Source organism: Propioniciclava soli (genome assembly GCF_038502305.1).
GTDB lineage: Bacteria > Actinomycetota > Actinomycetes > Propionibacteriales > Propionibacteriaceae > Propioniciclava > Propioniciclava soli.
Genome location: NZ_CP115965.1, coordinates 1,687,608 through 1,702,532, shown reverse-complemented (window position 1 = coordinate 1,702,532; position 14,925 = coordinate 1,687,608). Strand labels below are relative to the sequence as shown.

Genomic DNA, 14,925 nt, shown 5'->3' with positions numbered 1-14,925 from the left:
GGGCGTCCGGCTCAGGCGGGGGGTGGCGCGAGGGGGAACGGGTGCGGCCAGGCCGGGTTGTGGCCGTGCAGAATCACCAGGAAGACGATGACGTCGAACAGCAGGTGCAGCACCACGACGTAGGTGAGGTTCTTGGTGAGGCCGAAGATCGCACCCTGGATGAGCGCGAACGGCACGGTGAGCAGCGGCCCCCACGCCTGGTAGCCGAGCTCCCACAGGAACGAGACGAAGATCGTGGCCTGGAGCACGTTGGCCTGCCAGGTCGGGAAGTGGCGGCGGAACAGCGCGAACACGGTGCAGATGAAGAAGAGTTCGTCCCACAGCCCGACCACGTTGACGCCGACGAGGAGGCGTCCGATCTCGCTCGGGGTGGTGATCGCCGGCCAGTTCTCATAGACGCCGGAGGACAGGAAGTAGGACGGCAGGAGGAAGTAGGCGGCCGTCAGGACGCCGACGAGGTAGGCCCACTGGGCGCCCGACCAGCGCCAGCCACCCCAGGGGAAGCGCACCGCGTCCACGCCGAACACCCGGTGCGAGAGCCACCACGGCACGGCGACCGCCGCGGTGAGCACCACGCCGAACGTGAAGAACATCGGCCAGCTGATGTCGGCCTTGAGGGGGATGAGGCTGATGATGGTGAGCCCGGCGGCGACGCAGGCCAGGTCGGGCAACAGCCGGTCGGAGAGCCGCCGGGCATCCGTGACGGCCGCCCCGATCAGGCCGGCCACGATGAGCAGATACCCGGTCGAGCTGTCGAGCACGGCGAACAGGAACACCGCTGCCAGGGCCACAGCCGCGGCCGGCACCAGCCCCCAGGCGCTCGTGTGCTGCGTCCGGGCCGAAGGGGTCATGCGCCCAGCCTGTCATGTCCGCCCAGCGGGGCGCTCCACCGACCCCACCCCCGAGCGCCTATCATCACGCCCGATGAGTGAAATCGGACCCGAAGAATTCACCACGCGTCTGCGCGACGCGATGGCCGCCCGCGACCTGCCGCTGGACCGCATCCAGGCCCACCTGGCGGCCGCGGGCGTCCCCGTCTCCTCGGCGACCCTCAGCTACTGGCGCTCCGGGCGGTCCCGGCCGTGGCGTCGGCAGTCGTTCGAGGCGGTGACCCAGCTGGAACGCATCCTCGGCGTCGCGCCCGGGCACCTCACCGACGTGTTGCCCGAGACCCGCCGGGCCGAGTGGAACCCGCTCAGCGTCCTCCCCCAACGGGAAATCACCGAGTCGATCGTCGCTGACCTCACGACCGACCTCACCCGCCGGTGGCGACGCATCGCGGTGGAGGACCTCCTGTTCATCGACGACCAGCGCCACGAGGTGCGCCAACGGACGCGCATGACGGTGGAGGCACTCGTCGACGACGCCGTCGGCTGGCCGGTGGTCGTGTACGCCGACGACGACGCCGAGGCCGGCGGCCTGCGGGCCGTGTCGGGGTGCGTCATCGGGGACGTGGTGGCGGTGTCCGGCACCTCCATCCAGGTCGCCGAGGTGTTCACCCCCCGGCCGTTGCAGCGCGGCGAACGCACCGTCATCGAGTACGAGGTCGACTTCGGCGACACCCACGCCGAGGCCTATCGCGTCGGTCGCTCGCTGCCCGGCCCGGTGGCCCTGCTGAGCCTGGGCGTCCGATTCGCGGGGGAACTGCCGGCCGCACCCGGGGTGCGGGCCACCGCCCCGGGCGGCACGCAGCTCTCGATGGGGGCGCCCGCGCTGATCGGACGCGAACTGCGCTCGGTCACGCTCGACGCGCCCCTCGGGGTCTACGAGCTGGAGTGGACGTGGTCGCCGGCCGAGGGCAGCTCCCAGGTGTGAACCGGCGCGTTGCCGTGCATGCCCTCGGCGTACGCGCGGGTCATCGCGCGGAGCGCCTCGGCGCGGCCTGCTCCGCGCGACTCCAGGCGCTCGACGCAGGCGACCTGCCAGTCGGCCCCGTTGACGCCGGCCAGGCAGCGTCCCTCGATCACGCCGAGGTAGCGGTCGCGCAGGTCGGCGTCCACCCCCCAGGCCTCGAGGCCCGCGTGGGCCAGCGGCAGGAGGTGCCGCAGCACGAGCTCGCTGGCGGGCAGGTGGCCGAGGCCGGGCCAGAAGAGATCCGCGTCGATGCCTTGCGTGGCGCCTGCGATGAAGTTCTCGCGGGCGGTGCTGAACGCCATGCGCGACCACACCGGACGCTCCTGGTGCGCGAGCGCGTGGAGCACGCCGTGGAAGAACGCGGCGTTGGCCACGGTGTCGATGACGGTGGGCCCGGCGGGGAGCACCCGGTTCTCCAGGCGCAGGTGCGCCTCTCCCCCGACCGTGTCGTACACCGGCCGGTTCCAGCGGTAGATGGTGCCGTTGTGCAGCCGCATCTCGGCCAGCTCCGGGACGCCGCCGGCCTGCAGCACGGCGGCGGGATCCTCGTCCGACAGCTCGGGCAGCAACGCCGGGAAGTAGCGGGAGTTCTCCTCGAACAGGTCGAAGATCGAGGTGATCCAGCGCTCGCCGAAGAACACCCGGGGCCGGACGCCCTGGTTGGCGTACTCGACGGGACGCGTGTCGGCCGCCTGCGTGAACACGGGAATGCGACTCTCGGCCCACAACCGGTGGCCGAACACGAACGGCGAGTTCGCGCCGAGCGCGAGCTGGGGCCCGGCCAGGACGGTCGCGGCGTTCCAGTGGGGGGCGAAGTCCGCGGGACGGAGCTGGACGTGCAATTGCATCGACGTGCAGGCGGACTCCGGGGCCAGTGAGTCGGCCCAGGCCTGCAGGTGCTCCCCCGACGGGCCGGCGATGTCGAGGCCGATGTCCTCACCGCGGGCGGCCAGAACGGCGTCGTTGAGCGCGACGTAGCGCCGGCTCGGGCTCATCCAGTCGCCCTCGAAGTGCTCCAGCAGCACCGTGGGCAGGATGCCCGTCATGACGATGTGGGTGTCGAGCTCGTTGCAGCGCCGTTCGGCGGCGTTCAGGGACGCCCGAAGGTTCGACTCAAGATCGGCGAGGCTGCGGCCGCGCAACGGGCCGGGGGGCACGTTGAACTCGATGTTGAAGCGGGCCAGTTCGTTCTGGAAGTCCTCATCGGCGATGGCGGCCAGGACGTCGGCGTTGTTCATGCGCGGCCCGTAATCGGCCGCGGCGAGATTCAGCTCGATCTCCATGCCGGTGAGCGGTTCACTGTCGACGAACGCATCAGCGACCAGCATCTGCTCCAGCGCATCGAGGCAGGCGAGCACCTTGTGGCGGTACTGGTGACGCTGCTCCCGGGTGAACGTCGGCGTCTCGATCTCGGCTCCCATGCGCGGAGTATGCCCTACTCCCCCGGTTGTGCGGCACGCCCCCGACAGCATGCGGCCACGCCGGGCCGGGGTCGCCGGGGGTGGCATGCGAGGGCCACGGCTGGGGGGCGGCTCGTGAACGCGTGGTGGGCGGCTCGTCGACGGGTGGGCGTCCGCGGGTGGAAACGACAACACCTCCCGCCGGAGCGGGAGGTGCGTGGTGGGCGGTACCAGACTTGAACTGATGACCTCTTCCGTGTCAGGGAAGCGCGCTACCAACTGCGCCAACCGCCCGAGGTGGAGACGGGATTTGAACCCGTGTACACGGATTTGCAGTCCGTTGCCTCGCCTCTCGGCCACTCCACCGGTGAAGAACCGGCCTCGTCATGGCAAGGTACGAGACCCTCTCCGAGCGGACGACGGGATTCGAACCCGCGACCCTCACCTTGGCAAGGTGATGCTCTACCAACTGAGCCACGTCCGCATGCCCAGGCCCACCGGATCTCCCGGTTTCGGGGCGTGGAACACCATACTAAGGCTGGCCCAGATGTCCAAACCGGGGCCGCCCCGGCTGCCGGAGGGGGCCGGATCCGAGCTCGGGCGAGGGGTCTGCCGACCCGAGGGCTCCGCGTGCCCCGCCGCCCGGGGAGCCTGAGCGGTTCCGGGGGCTGAGCACGACTGGGGGCCGAGCGGTGGCGGACGTCAAGGCGGCCGGTCGCGACGATTGTGCGGAGCGCCACCATCTCGGCTAAGGTGTCTCACCGCGGGCGATTGGCGCAGTGGTAGCGCGCTTCGTTCACACCGAAGAGGTCACTGGTTCGAACCCAGTATCGCCCACCGCACGAGCCGTCCGGATTCTCCGGGCGGCTCGCTTCGTTCTCGGGACGCCGCCCCGCGCCCCCCGTCGGGTGCGCAGCGCCCCAGGCGACCCGTGCCGCGCGCGCTGCACCACCGCCGTTCGACATTCGGACCCGAGAAAATGGCGCCATGGCACGGATCTTTCGGGTCCAAACCGCCGGGCCGAGCCACGCCGGCGCGCCGCGGCGGTCGCCACCCGGACGCGAGCGGCTCCCGAGTGTTGCTGGCCAGCTGGCGATCGTCGAGGACGCCGCCGCTCCCCCCGCCGTCCGCCAGCGTCGACAACCCGAGCACAAGCCCGGCTCCCCGACGCCCCGCCGTCCGCCAGCGTCGACAACCCGAGCACAAGCCCGGCTCCCCGACCCCGCCGTCCGCCAGCGTCGACAACCCGAGCACAAGCCCGCCTCCTCGACGCGCCTGCTGCCGCGCCGGACGCCGCGGCGTCCGACCACCCCGTCGTTGCGGCCACTGCCCTGTTGCCCGCAGCGCCACCCTGCCCTTCCGTCCACCACCCTGCCCCTCCGACCGCCTCCCTGCTCAAAGCCCACCCCCTGCTGTCGCAACGGCAGGGGGGTGGGCATTGAGCAGGGGGGCGGCCACGAGGGCAGGGAGGAGCGCGCTGAACCAGGGAATCCGCACAGCCAAGCGAGCCGGGCAACTGCGTGGCGGCACGACGTCGGCACGGCGAGACGCGGGCACGATCGGGCGGCTCCCTGCGGCGCGCAGCACCGCCACGGCATCATCACGACACCGCCACAGCCCAGCCCAGCACAACCCAGCACAGCACCACTGCCTGCACCAGAAACGCACAGCACCACTACCCGCACCGGCACAGCACCCCCACGGCGCAGCATGGTTCGTGTCAGGAGGCTCGCCGTACCCCAGCCGGATCGGCAATCCCAGCCCCCAGGCAAGCCGCCCCGGCGGATGCGGCACCCAATACAGCCGGCGCCCGGGACTGGTGATCTCAGGATGCAAGACACATGACCACATCGTGGAATGTCCTTCTTGCCACGCTCGCACCATTTAAGTCACCATGACTCATGTCAAGCGGCAACGGAGCCGACGCACCGATGAGGGAGGTTCCGACATGACCGCACCCGCACTCGTCCTGGTTGCTCCTGGGAGCCGGGAAGCCCGCGTCTCTCGCGTGGCGACGGCACTCCGCGCCGAACTCAGGCAGGCACGCCCCGACATTGCCTGCGAGGTGGCCGTCGGCGCCCCCGACGAGCCCGGCATCGCCTTGGCGGTGTCGCGTGCCGTGTCCGGAGGGGCCACCGAGGTCGTCCTGGTGCCGCTGGATCTCGCCCACGCCGTGGACGTCGACCCCGGCCTGCACGGGGCCGCCGACGATGCCCGCCGCGATCACCCCGGCCTCGCGGTCGCCGTCGCGCGACCCGTGGGCCCGGAGGCGTCGCTGCTGGCGGTGCTCGACGTGCGGTTGCGGGGTGCGCTGGCGTCCGCCCGCATCCTGGAACTCGACGGCTTGGTGCTCAGCGCCGCCACCAACGGTGACACGCGCGGCGCGGCGCTGCTCGCGCGGCGCGCACGGCAGTGGTCCACCCACCACCGGCTCCCCTGCCTGGTGGCGGTGGCGGACGGCACGGGTCCGTCCGTGGCCCACGCGGTCGCCGGGCTGCGTGCACAGGGACGCCGACACATCGCCGTCGGCTCGCTGTTCTGGGCGCCGGACGAGGCCTACGCGCAACAGAGCGAGGTGGCGGTGCGTGCTGGCGCGCTGGCGGTCTCCGAACCGCTCGGGGCGACCCGGGAACTCACCGAACTGCTGCTCGCCCGGTACGCGTACGCCGCGATGGACCTGCTCGACGCCGACCTGCACATCGCCGGCCCGGTCCGGCTGGCCGCGTCCGCCTGAGCCGAGGCGCAGCCCACCGGTTCGGCTCAGGTGAGCTGGACGGTCGTGAGGCAGGTGGGGCTGTCGTCGTCGGTGCGGATCTCGGCCGAGCCCGTGCGGCCGTCGGCCGTCACCTCGACGGTGGCCCCGATGCCGCGGGGCAGCCAGAACCCGACAAAGCCGTTGCGGTAGGTCGTGGCGTCCTCGTCCACCAGCACCGTGCCGTCCTCGCCGGTGATGGTGACGCGGACGGGCTCCCCCGCCATCTCGCCGCGGCAGGTGGCCAGCGAGTGGTTGAAGCAGTCGTGGGTGGTGCTCTGGTAGGGCGCGATCGAGAGGTAGAACTGGTCGTCCGGCAGCGGCAGCGCGACCGTGTTGGCCTCGTCGGTGGCCAGAATGAGCTGCGTCCCGGTCACGGAGCCACGGAAGTCGAGCGGACGCTGCTCGTCGAGCTGGTCCAGGTGCTCGACGGCCTCCTGGGCCGTCATGCCCGCGACGCCCACCGTCGCGAGCACGTCACCGGTGTCGGCGGCACCCCCCACGCTCGAGGCGGACGCCGCAGGGGTGGTCGGAGCCGAGGTGTCGACGGCGGGAGTGGCGGCACAACCGGCCAGGGTGACGACGCCGGCGAGGGTGATGAGGGACAGGCTTTGAAGGGGCATTCGGCGCTTCTCCATGCCCCCCATGATACCGGGCAGGGGTATCGGGTGGGATCATTCGGGCAAGCCGGGCCACTTTTCGGCGAGGTACGCTGGGCGAGCCGCCGACCAAGGAGCACCCGTGAGCGACCAGCGCCCCGACACCCCCGCCCCGACCGTCCTCCGCACACCGCGCGAGTGGCGCGAGGTGCTGACGCCGTTCGAGTTCGCCGTGCTCCGCGAGGGCGCCACGGAGCGTCCGTTCACCGGGGAGTACGACCGGACGTTCGAGGCCGGCACCTACGCCTGCAAGGCGTGCGGCGCCGAACTGTTCACCAGCGAACAGAAGTTCGCCTCGCACTGCGGCTGGCCAAGCTTCTACGCCCCGTCCGACGAGGAGCGCATCACCTACATCCGTGACGACTCCCTGCCCGGACGCCCGCGCATCGAGGTGCGCTGCTCGGCTTGCCAGAGTCATCTGGGCCACGTGTTCGAGGGCGAGGGTTACGACACCCCCACCGACCTGCGCTACTGCATCAACTCGATCTGCCTGGTCCACACCCCGAACTCCTGATGCGCCGGCCCGGCCCGGGCGGTGTCTGCCCGTGCCCGGCGCGTCGGGCGAGCCCGGCCGCCGCGCGCCCCGTAGCCTGACGGGCGTGGGGGTGAACCGGCCGGAGTCAGGCGTCTTCGATGACGCGGTGAGGGCGCTGCTCGGGCTGTCGTGGCGTCCGGAGTTGATCGTGGAGGAAATCCCCGCCCCCCAACGCATCGCACCCCACGCGGTGGCCATCGGGGCCGAGGTGGAGATCGCCGACGAAGAACTCGGCAACGGCCGTCTGGTGCTGCTGCACGACCCGGCGGGCAACCCCGCCTGGGACGGCACGTTCCGCTGCGTGACCTTCGCCCGCGCCGTCGTGGATGCGGACATCGCCCTCGACCCCCTGCTTGCCGAGGTCGGCTGGTCGTGGCTGACCGACGCTCTCGAGCACCGCGACGCCACCTACACCGCCCCGAGCGGCACCGTGACCGCCGTCAGTTCGAAGTCCTTCGGCTCGATGGAGGGCGATCCGGACAAGTCCGAGGTCGAGATCCGCGCCTCATGGACCCCCGTGCTCAGCAGCGGTACCGGTGTCGTCCCGCACGTGCTGGCTTGGCAGGACCTGCTCTGCATGGTGGCGGGTCTGCCGCTGCTGCCCGAAGGGGTCGTGCCGCTCGACCCGCACCGCACCGGTCGTCGTCGCCGATGAGCGCTCCGGAGACGCCACCCGACCCGACGCCGGATCCCCCTCGTCCGGTCACCGTTCCTGCCGACGGAATCCCGCCCGTCGTCGACACGCCGGACGCCCTCGCCCGCACGATCGACCGGCTGACCGCCGGCACCGGCCCGGTCGCCCTCGACACCGAGCGGGCCCACGGGTTCCGCTACTGGCCCAAGGCCTACCTGATCCAGGTGCGGCGCGCCGGCTCGGGCACCCATCTCATCGATCCGGTCGCCTTCGAGGCCGGCGCCCCACGCGCCGACCTCTCGGCGCTGCGCGCCGCCATCGCCGACGAAGAGTGGATCCTCCACGCCGCCACCCAAGACCTGCCCTCCCTGGCCGAGGTGGGGTTGCTGCCCGAGCGGCTCTTCGACACCGAGCTGGCCGGCCGCCTCCTTGGCCTGCCGCGGGTGGCGCTGGGAGCGCTGCTCGAGCGCGCCCTCGGCGTCAGCCTCGCCAAGGAGCACTCGGCGTCCGACTGGTCGACCCGGCCGTTGCCCGAGGCGTGGCTCGCCTACGCCGCCCTGGACGTCGAGCTGCTCGTCGAGCTCCGGGACTGGATCGAGGCCGAGCTCGAAGCAGCAGGCAAGCTGGCCTGGGCCGAGCAGGAGTTCGCCCACCTCGTCGCGCACGCCGGCGACGAGCCCCACCGCCGCGCTGAGCCCTGGCGGCGGTGTTCGGGCCTGCACGCCGTCCGCACCCCGCGCGGGCTCGCCGCCGTCCGCGAACTCTGGACCGCCCGCGACACCCTCGCCCAAGAGCTCGACCGGGCTCCTGGGCGCATCCTCGGCGACTCGTCGATCACGGACGCCGGCCTGGCGGTGGATGCCGCCAAGAGCGCCGCGCTCGGCCGCGACACGCTGCGTCGGATCCACGGCTTCACCTGGCGGCTCGCCAAGCGGTACGAGTCCCGGTGGTTGGACGCCCTCAGCCGGGCGGACGCGCTGAGCGCCGCCGAGCTGCCGCCGCGACGGGCGGCGTCCGGAGATCTGCCCCAGCCGCGGAGCTGGGCGCGTGCGAACCCGGAGGCGGCAGCGCGCTGGGAGCGGATCCGTCCGGCGGTGAACGCCCTGGCCGAGCAACAGGGCCTGCCGCCCGAGAACCTCCTCAGCCCGGACGCCCTCCGGCGGCTCGCGTGGGCCCCGCCTGCGGACGTCAGCGAGGCGGGTGTGGACGCCGCACTCGCGGCGCTGGACGCCCGGCCCTGGCAACGCGGGCTCGTCGTGCCGGTGGTCGCCCCCCTGCTGTCCGACGCCTGAGTCTCAGCTCTCCGCGGCACGCCGATCGGCGCTGTGTTGATCGGCGCTGTGTTGATCGGCGCTGTGTTGACCGGCGCGGTGTTGATCCGCGTCCTGTGGCTCGGTCGTCCCGGTCCCGGCCTCGGTGCAGCTGACGGCCAGCTCGACCGCGGCGCGGGCGACAGCCTGCGCGGTGAGGCCGAGCCGCTCCAGCACCTGGTCGCGGCTGCCCTGGTCGAGGAACTCCGCGGGCACGCCCAGGCTGCGCACGGGCGTCCAGACGCCGGCGCGGGCCGCGTCCTGAGCGAGGCGGGCACCGAGACCGCCGTTGACCCCGCCGTCCTCGAGGGTCAGCACGAGGCGGTGTGTGCGGCAGAGCTCGATCAGGTCGTCGCTGGTCGGCAACGCCCAGACGGGATCGACGACCGTGGCCGGGATGCCCTGGGCCCCCAACCGCTGACCCGCCTCGACGCCGAGGCCGGCGAAGGAGCCGTGGGCAACGATGAGCACCTGGGAATCGGTGGCACGGGCCAAGACGTCGACGCTGCCGTGCTGCGCGACGGCCGGCAGCTCGGGCGGGAGGGCTTCCTTGCTGTAGCGAATGACGCTCGGGGCGTCCGCGATGCCGACGGCGGTCCGCAGCGCCTCGGCGAGACGCCGCTCGTCGCGGGGCGCCGCGAGGTGCACCCCCGGCACCATGGTGAGCAGCGAGGTGTCCCACATGCCGTGGTGGCTGGGGCCGTCCGGCCCGGTGATGCCGGCCCGGTCGAGCACGAACGTGACGCCTTGGTGGTGCAGGGCGACGTCCATCAGGAGCTGGTCGAAGGCGCGGTTGAGGAAGGTCGCGTAGAGGGCGACGACGGGGTGGAGCCCCCCGGCGGCCAACCCGGCGGCGGACGTCACCGCGTGCTGCTCGGCGATGCCGACGTCGAAGACACGATCGGGGAACTCCCGGGCGAACGTGTCCAGCCCGGTCGGGTGCAACATCGCGGCGGTGATGCCCACCACGGACGGGTGGGTGCGGGCGATCTCTGTGATCTCGTCGCGGAACGCGTCGGTCCAGGTGCGCTTGGGATTCGCCGTCAGCGGCTCGCCGGTCTCCTCGTCGATGGCGCCCACGGCGTGGAAACGGTCGGCCTCGTCCTGCTCGGCGGCCCGGAAGCCGCGCCCCTTCAGGGTCATGCAGTGGACGATGACGGGCCCGCCGTAGTTACGGGCGGACTCGAGCGCGCGCTCGACCAGGCCAATGTCGTGCCCGTCGATGGGTCCGATGTACTTCAGGCCCAGGTCGGAGAACAGACCCTGGGGCGCGAGGACGTCCTTCACGCCGGTCTTGAAGCCGTGCATCAGGTCGTACACGGGGCCGCCCACGACGGGGGCCGACCGGACGCGCTGCTTGATCAGGTTGAGGGTCGCCTCGTAGCGGCGGTCGGTGCGCAGGCTGGAGAGGTGCGTCGCGATGCCGCCCACCGTCGGGGTGTAGGAGCGGCCGTTGTCGTTGACGACGATCACCAGCTTGAGCCCGGCGTCGACGGCGATGTTGTTCATCGCCTCCCAGGCCATGCCGCCGGTGAGGGCGCCGTCGCCGATCACGGCGACGACCGTGCGGTCCTCCCCGCGGAGCTGGAACGCCTTCGCCAGCCCCTGCGCCCAGGACAGCGACGTGGTGGCGTGGCTGTTCTCGACCCAGTCATGCTCGGACTCCTGCCGCGACGGGTAACCCGACAGCCCCCCCTCCTGCCGGAGGCCGGGGAAGCCCTCCTGCCGGCCGGTGAGGATCTTGTGCACGTAGCTCTGGTGCCCGGTGTCGAAGACCATCGGGTCGTGCGGGGAGTCGAAGACGCGGTGCAGCGCGATGGTCAACTCGACGACGCCCAGGTTGGGCCCGAGATGACCGCCGGTGCGGCTCACGTTGCGGATCAGGAAGCTCCGGATCTCCCCCGCCAGCTGCTCGAGCTGGGTGGCGCTGAGCTCCCGGAGGTCGCGCGGCCCCCGCACCGACTCCAACAAAGACATGCGTGCGAGTCTACCCGTGACCAGCGGCGATGCCCGGGACGCCGGGGCCCCGGCGTCACAGCTTGCGGATGAAAACCTTGCCACGCAGGGCCTCCTCGACCAGGGCCACCTCGCGCCGTCGGCGGCGCAGGGAGGCGTCCAGCTCCTGCCACGCCTGGGTCGCGGCCTCGACCACCTCGGGCGAGACGTACTCCCCCAGACTCGCCCGCACGCGCCCGAGGCCTTCACGGCAGGCAATCAGCTGGCTCTCGACGTGCTCCGCCGCGAACCGTGCCAGCACCACGGAGTGGCGTCGCAGCACCGGGTAGCCGCGGTACTCCGGTGGCGAGCAGTCGAGCAGGAAGTTGGTGGCCGTGGCCTCCCAGTCCGGGGCATGGGGTGGACGCACGGCGTCCGGCCAGCCGGGTGGGGTGTACAGGGCCGTCTGCGCGGGGAACCGGGTGCGACCGGCCGGCCGATCCTCCCCGATGTGGCGGGTGAAGCCCTGCGGCTGTGCCGGTGCCCACGTGGTGCTCATGACCCCTCCTTCTTTTCGAACGCTTGTTCGAGTCTAGGAGCAGATCAGACCCACGTCAACCCCCACCACCGGGTCAGATCAACACCGACACCGCCGAGGCCGCCACGGCCGCGACGGCCAGGCCCACGACGAGCCACGGACGCCAGCGGGGCCGGTCGGGGCCGCTCCACGTCAGGGCGGCCGCGATCGCGGGGAGGGCGAGCAGCCACACGATCACCACGGGCACCGGCAGTGCCATCACCGCCGGCAGCGCGAGCAACACGGCGAAACCGGCCAACCACCACTCCCACCCCAACCGCACGATCCAGGCCGTCAGCGCCGTGCCGAGCCCGAACCCGACGAACCAACCCAGCCACCACCAGCCCAGGCCACACACCACGTCGGAATCCGGCCCGCACACGCGGTCGGTGAACAGGCTCCACACCGACCAGACGAGCCCGGTGACCAGCAGCGCCCCGACGATTGCCAGGTAGGAGAACGCGATCCGGGAGCCCCCGATCGGGGACTCCCGGACGCGCAGGGTGAGGCTCTCGCTCACGCCGTCTTCAGCAGGCTCCGCAGCACGTACTGCATGATCCCGCCGTTGCGGTAGTAGTCGGCCTCACCGGGGGTGTCGATGCGCACGACCGCGTCGAAGTTCACCTCGCGGCCGCCCTCGGCCGTGGCCGTCACCGCCACCGTCTTCGGGGTACGCCCCTCGTTGAGCGCGGTCACGCCCGTGATGGCGAAGGTCTCGGTGCCGTCGAGGCCGAGGCTGTCGGCCGTCTCACCCTCGGCGAACTGCAGGGGCAGGACGCCCATGCCGATCAGGTTGGAGCGGTGGATGCGCTCGTAGCTCTCGGCGATCACGACCTTCACCCCGAGCAGCGAGGTGCCCTTGGCCGCCCAGTCGCGCGAGCTGCCCGAGCCGTACTCCTTGCCCGCCAGCACCACCAGCGGGACGCCGGCCTCGGCGTAGTTCTGCGCCGCGTCGTACACGAACGCCACCGGACCGTCCTGCTGGGTGAAGTCCCGGGTGTAGCCGCCCTCGGTGCCGGGGGCGATCTGGTTGCGCAGCCGGATGTTGGCGAACGTGCCCCGGATCATGACCTCGTGGTTGCCGCGGCGGCTGCCGTAGCTGTTGAAGTCCTTCCGCGCCACGCCGTGCTCGGTGAGGTACACCCCGGCCGGGGTGTCGGCCTTGATCGCGCCCGCCGGGCTGATGTGGTCCGTGGTCACCGAATCCCCCAGCTTGAGCAGGACGCGGGCGTCCGCGATGTCGGTCACGGGCTCGGGAGCGTCCGGCATGCCGTCGAAGTACGGCGCCTTGCGCACGTAGGTCGAATCCGGATCCCAGGCGAAGACCTCGCCCTCGGGCGTGGGGAGGGAACGCCACTGCTCGTCGCCGGCGAACACGTCGGCGTAGCGGTCGGCGAACATCTCCGCGCTGATGGAGCTGCCCACCACCTCCTCGATCTCGCCGGTCGTCGGCCAGATGTCGCGCAGGTAGACGTCGCCGCCGTCCGAGCCCTGACCCAGCGGCTCGGTGGCGAGGTCGATGTCCATCGTGCCCGCCAACGCGTACGCGATGACCAACGGCGGGGAGGCCAGGTAGTTCATCTTCACGTCGGGGCTGATGCGCCCCTCGAAGTTGCGGTTGCCCGACAGGACGGCCGTGACCGCCAGGTCGTTGTCGTTGATCGCCTGGCTGACCTCCGGGATCAGCGGGCCGGTGTTGCCGATGCAGGTCGTGCAGCCGTAGCCGACGGTGTTGAAGCCAAGCTGGTCGAGGTAGCCCTGCAGGCCGGACTTCTCGTAGTAGTCGGTGACGACCTTCGAGCCCGGTGCCAGCGTCGTCTTCACCCACGGCTTGGGCTCCAGCCCCTTCTCGGCGGCCTTCTTGGCCACCAGGGCCGCGCCGAGCATCACCGACGGGTTCGACGTGTTCGTGCACGACGTGATCGCCGCGACGGTCACCGCTCCGTGGCCCAGCTCGAAGCTGCGACCGTCGGCCAGCGTGACGGGGACGACCGTGTCGGGGGCATCGGTGTAGGTCGGCAGCGCGGCCTCGAAGGACGCCTTCGACTCGGCCAGCACCACCCGATCCTGCGGACGCTTCGGCCCGGCGATGCTGGGCACGACGGTCGAGAGGTCGAGCTCGAGGTACTCCGAGTACCGCGGCTCGTGGTCGGGCTCGTGCCACAGTCCCTGGGCCTTGCTGTAGGCCTCGACGAGCGCCACCTGCTCCTCGCTGCGGCCGGTGAGGCGCAGGTAGTCGGTCGTCTTGTCGTCGATGGGGAACACGGCGATGGTGGAGCCGTACTCGGGGCTCATGTTGCCGATCGTGGCGCGGTTGGCCAGGGGCACCTCACCCACCGAGGGGCCGTAGAACTCGACGAACTTGCCGACGACCTTGTGGGCGCGCAGCATCTCGGTGATGGTCAGCACGAGGTCGGTGGCGGTCACGCCGTCGCCGAGCTTGCCCGACAGCTTAAAGCCCACGACGCGCGGGATGAGCATGCTGACCGGCTGGCCGAGCATCGCGGCCTCTGCCTCGATGCCGCCGACGCCCCAGCCGACGACGCCGAGGCCGTTGACCATCGTGGTGTGCGAGTCGGTGCCCACGCACGTGTCCGGGTAGGCCTGCAGCACGCCGTCCACCGTGCGCGGGAACACCACGCGCGCCAGGTTCTCGATGTTGACCTGGTGGACGATGCCCGTGCCCGGGGGCACGACCTTGAAGTCGTCGAACGCCGTCTGCCCCCAGCGGAGGAACTGGTAGCGCTCGCGGTTGCGCTGGTACTCGACCTCCATGTTGAGGGCCATCGCGTCGTCGGTGCCGAAGAAGTCGGCGATGACGGAGTGGTCGATCACCATCTCCGCCGGCGACAGCGGGTTCACCTTCGTCGCGTCCCCGCCCAGCTCGGTGATGGCCTCGCGCATGGTGGCGAGATCGACCACGCAGGGTACACCGGTGAAGTCCTGCATGATCACGCGCGCCGGCGTGAACTGGATCTCCTGGGTCGGCTCGGCGTCTGCCTCCCACTGGCCCAGGGCGGTGATGTGGTCGGCGGTGATGTTCGCACCGTCCTCGGTGCGGAGCTGGTTCTCCAGCAGGACCTTCAGGCTGAAGGGCAGGGTGTCGGCCCCCTCGACGGCGTCCAGGGCGAAGATCTCGTACTGCTTGCCGCCGGACTCCAGGGTGCGCTTGGCGCCGAAGCTGTTCACGCTCATGCGGTGCTCTCCTCGTCTGCTCTCGCTCGGAATATCTCGATGTCGAGATACTACTGCACCGGACGCCCTCTGTC

At 71.4% G+C, this 14,925-nt stretch carries 12 protein-coding genes and 4 tRNA genes; 6 read left to right on the top strand and 10 right to left on the bottom strand.

From position 1 onward, the window contains the following. Positions 1-11: 11 nt before the first annotated feature. On the bottom strand, positions 12-851 hold the full coding sequence (locus PCC79_RS07805; RefSeq protein ID WP_342373467.1) for a CPBP family intramembrane glutamic endopeptidase: 840 nt from the start codon (positions 849-851) through the stop codon (positions 12-14). Positions 852-924: 73 nt separating this feature from the next. Between PCC79_RS07805 and PCC79_RS07800 the strand changes: the two genes are divergently transcribed. Then, positions 925-1,815 carry a hypothetical protein gene (locus tag PCC79_RS07800; protein WP_232548017.1) on the top strand — a complete coding sequence of 297 codons (891 nt, stop codon included), beginning with the start codon at positions 925-927 and terminating at the stop codon, positions 1,813-1,815. Here the strand turns inward: PCC79_RS07800 and PCC79_RS07795 are convergent. The 4 genes from PCC79_RS07795 to PCC79_RS07780 form a co-directional block, all read right to left on the bottom strand. After that, the gene (locus PCC79_RS07795; RefSeq protein ID WP_232548018.1) at positions 1,764-3,275 is read right to left on the bottom strand and encodes a glutamate--cysteine ligase; all 1,512 of its coding nucleotides are present in this window, start codon (positions 3,273-3,275) and stop codon (positions 1,764-1,766) included. The two genes, PCC79_RS07800 and PCC79_RS07795, sit on opposite strands and share 52 nt — an antisense overlap. A gap of 197 nt (positions 3,276-3,472) precedes the next feature. Continuing rightward, positions 3,473-3,548: transfer RNA gene (locus tag PCC79_RS07790), tRNA-Val, on the bottom strand. A 1-nt stretch (position 3,549) separates the two neighbouring features. Continuing rightward, a tRNA-Cys gene (locus PCC79_RS07785) sits at positions 3,550-3,620 on the bottom strand. Between the two features lie 45 nt (positions 3,621-3,665). After that, positions 3,666-3,738, bottom strand: a tRNA-Gly gene (locus PCC79_RS07780). Between the two features lie 281 nt (positions 3,739-4,019). On the opposite strand from PCC79_RS07780, the gene PCC79_RS07775 reads away from it, so the two are divergent. Both PCC79_RS07775 and PCC79_RS07770 read left to right on the top strand, forming a co-directional pair. Next, a tRNA-Val gene (locus PCC79_RS07775) sits at positions 4,020-4,091 on the top strand. Between the two features lie 1,111 nt (positions 4,092-5,202). Further along, entirely contained in the window at positions 5,203-5,988 is a 786-nt protein-coding gene (locus tag PCC79_RS07770) for a sirohydrochlorin chelatase (protein ID WP_232548019.1), read from the top strand. 26 nt (positions 5,989-6,014) lie between these two features. Here PCC79_RS07770 and PCC79_RS07765 read toward each other — a convergent pair whose 3' ends face one another. Further along, a complete protein-coding gene (locus PCC79_RS07765; protein WP_342373466.1) occupies positions 6,015-6,629 on the bottom strand; it encodes a CueP family metal-binding protein in 615 nt (204 codons plus the stop codon). Between the two features lie 118 nt (positions 6,630-6,747). Here PCC79_RS07765 and msrB point away from each other — a divergent pair, with 118 nt between their 5' ends. The 3 genes from msrB (at position 6,748) to PCC79_RS07750 (ending at position 9,126) form a co-directional block, all read left to right on the top strand. Continuing rightward, positions 6,748-7,179 (top strand): peptide-methionine (R)-S-oxide reductase MsrB, encoded by a 432-nt coding sequence (gene msrB, locus PCC79_RS07760; protein WP_232548021.1) that lies wholly within the window; start codon positions 6,748-6,750, stop codon positions 7,177-7,179. An 85-nt stretch (positions 7,180-7,264) separates the two neighbouring features. Further along, positions 7,265-7,855: a DUF3000 domain-containing protein gene (locus PCC79_RS07755; protein WP_232548022.1), complete on the top strand. Its 591-nt coding sequence runs from the start codon at positions 7,265-7,267 to the stop codon at positions 7,853-7,855. Continuing rightward, complete coding sequence (locus PCC79_RS07750; protein WP_342373465.1) at positions 7,852-9,126, top strand: ribonuclease D; 1,275 nt, start codon at positions 7,852-7,854, stop codon at positions 9,124-9,126. Before PCC79_RS07755 ends, PCC79_RS07750 begins: the two co-directional genes overlap by 4 nt. Before the next feature lie 3 nt (positions 9,127-9,129). Here PCC79_RS07750 and dxs read toward each other — a convergent pair whose 3' ends face one another. The 4 genes from dxs to acnA all read right to left on the bottom strand — a co-directional run bounded on the left by dxs (position 9,130) and on the right by acnA (position 14,851). Then, a complete protein-coding gene (gene dxs, locus PCC79_RS07745; protein WP_342373464.1) occupies positions 9,130-11,121 on the bottom strand; it encodes a 1-deoxy-D-xylulose-5-phosphate synthase in 1,992 nt (663 codons plus the stop codon). Positions 11,122-11,176: 55 nt separating this feature from the next. Next, positions 11,177-11,638: a hypothetical protein gene (locus PCC79_RS07740; RefSeq protein WP_232548025.1), complete on the bottom strand. Its 462-nt coding sequence runs from the start codon at positions 11,636-11,638 to the stop codon at positions 11,177-11,179. A gap of 73 nt (positions 11,639-11,711) precedes the next feature. Then, on the bottom strand, positions 11,712-12,176 hold the full coding sequence (locus PCC79_RS07735; protein WP_232548026.1) for a hypothetical protein: 465 nt from the start codon (positions 12,174-12,176) through the stop codon (positions 11,712-11,714). Next, positions 12,173-14,851, bottom strand: a complete 2,679-nt coding sequence (gene acnA, locus PCC79_RS07730) for an aconitate hydratase AcnA (protein ID WP_232548027.1) — start codon at positions 14,849-14,851, stop codon at positions 12,173-12,175. The genes PCC79_RS07735 and acnA overlap by 4 nt, the downstream gene beginning before the upstream one ends. Positions 14,852-14,925: the final 74 nt, after the last annotated feature.

Coding starts and splice junctions, on each gene's coding strand:
- PCC79_RS07805 (WP_342373467.1), bottom strand. CDS start 851: ATGACCCCTTCGGCCCGGACGCAGCACACGAGCGCCTGGGGGCTGGTG.
- PCC79_RS07800 (WP_232548017.1), top strand. CDS start 925: ATGAGTGAAATCGGACCCGAAGAATTCACCACGCGTCTGCGCGACGCG.
- PCC79_RS07770 (WP_232548019.1), top strand. CDS start 5,203: ATGACCGCACCCGCACTCGTCCTGGTTGCTCCTGGGAGCCGGGAAGCC.
- acnA (WP_232548027.1), bottom strand. CDS start 14,851: ATGAGCGTGAACAGCTTCGGCGCCAAGCGCACCCTGGAGTCCGGCGGC.
- dxs (WP_342373464.1), bottom strand. CDS start 11,121: ATGTCTTTGTTGGAGTCGGTGCGGGGGCCGCGCGACCTCCGGGAGCTC.
- PCC79_RS07750 (WP_342373465.1), top strand. CDS start 7,852: ATGAGCGCTCCGGAGACGCCACCCGACCCGACGCCGGATCCCCCTCGT.
- PCC79_RS07740 (WP_232548025.1), bottom strand. CDS start 11,638: ATGAGCACCACGTGGGCACCGGCACAGCCGCAGGGCTTCACCCGCCAC.
- PCC79_RS07765 (WP_342373466.1), bottom strand. CDS start 6,629: ATGCCCCTTCAAAGCCTGTCCCTCATCACCCTCGCCGGCGTCGTCACC.
- PCC79_RS07795 (WP_232548018.1), bottom strand. CDS start 3,275: ATGGGAGCCGAGATCGAGACGCCGACGTTCACCCGGGAGCAGCGTCAC.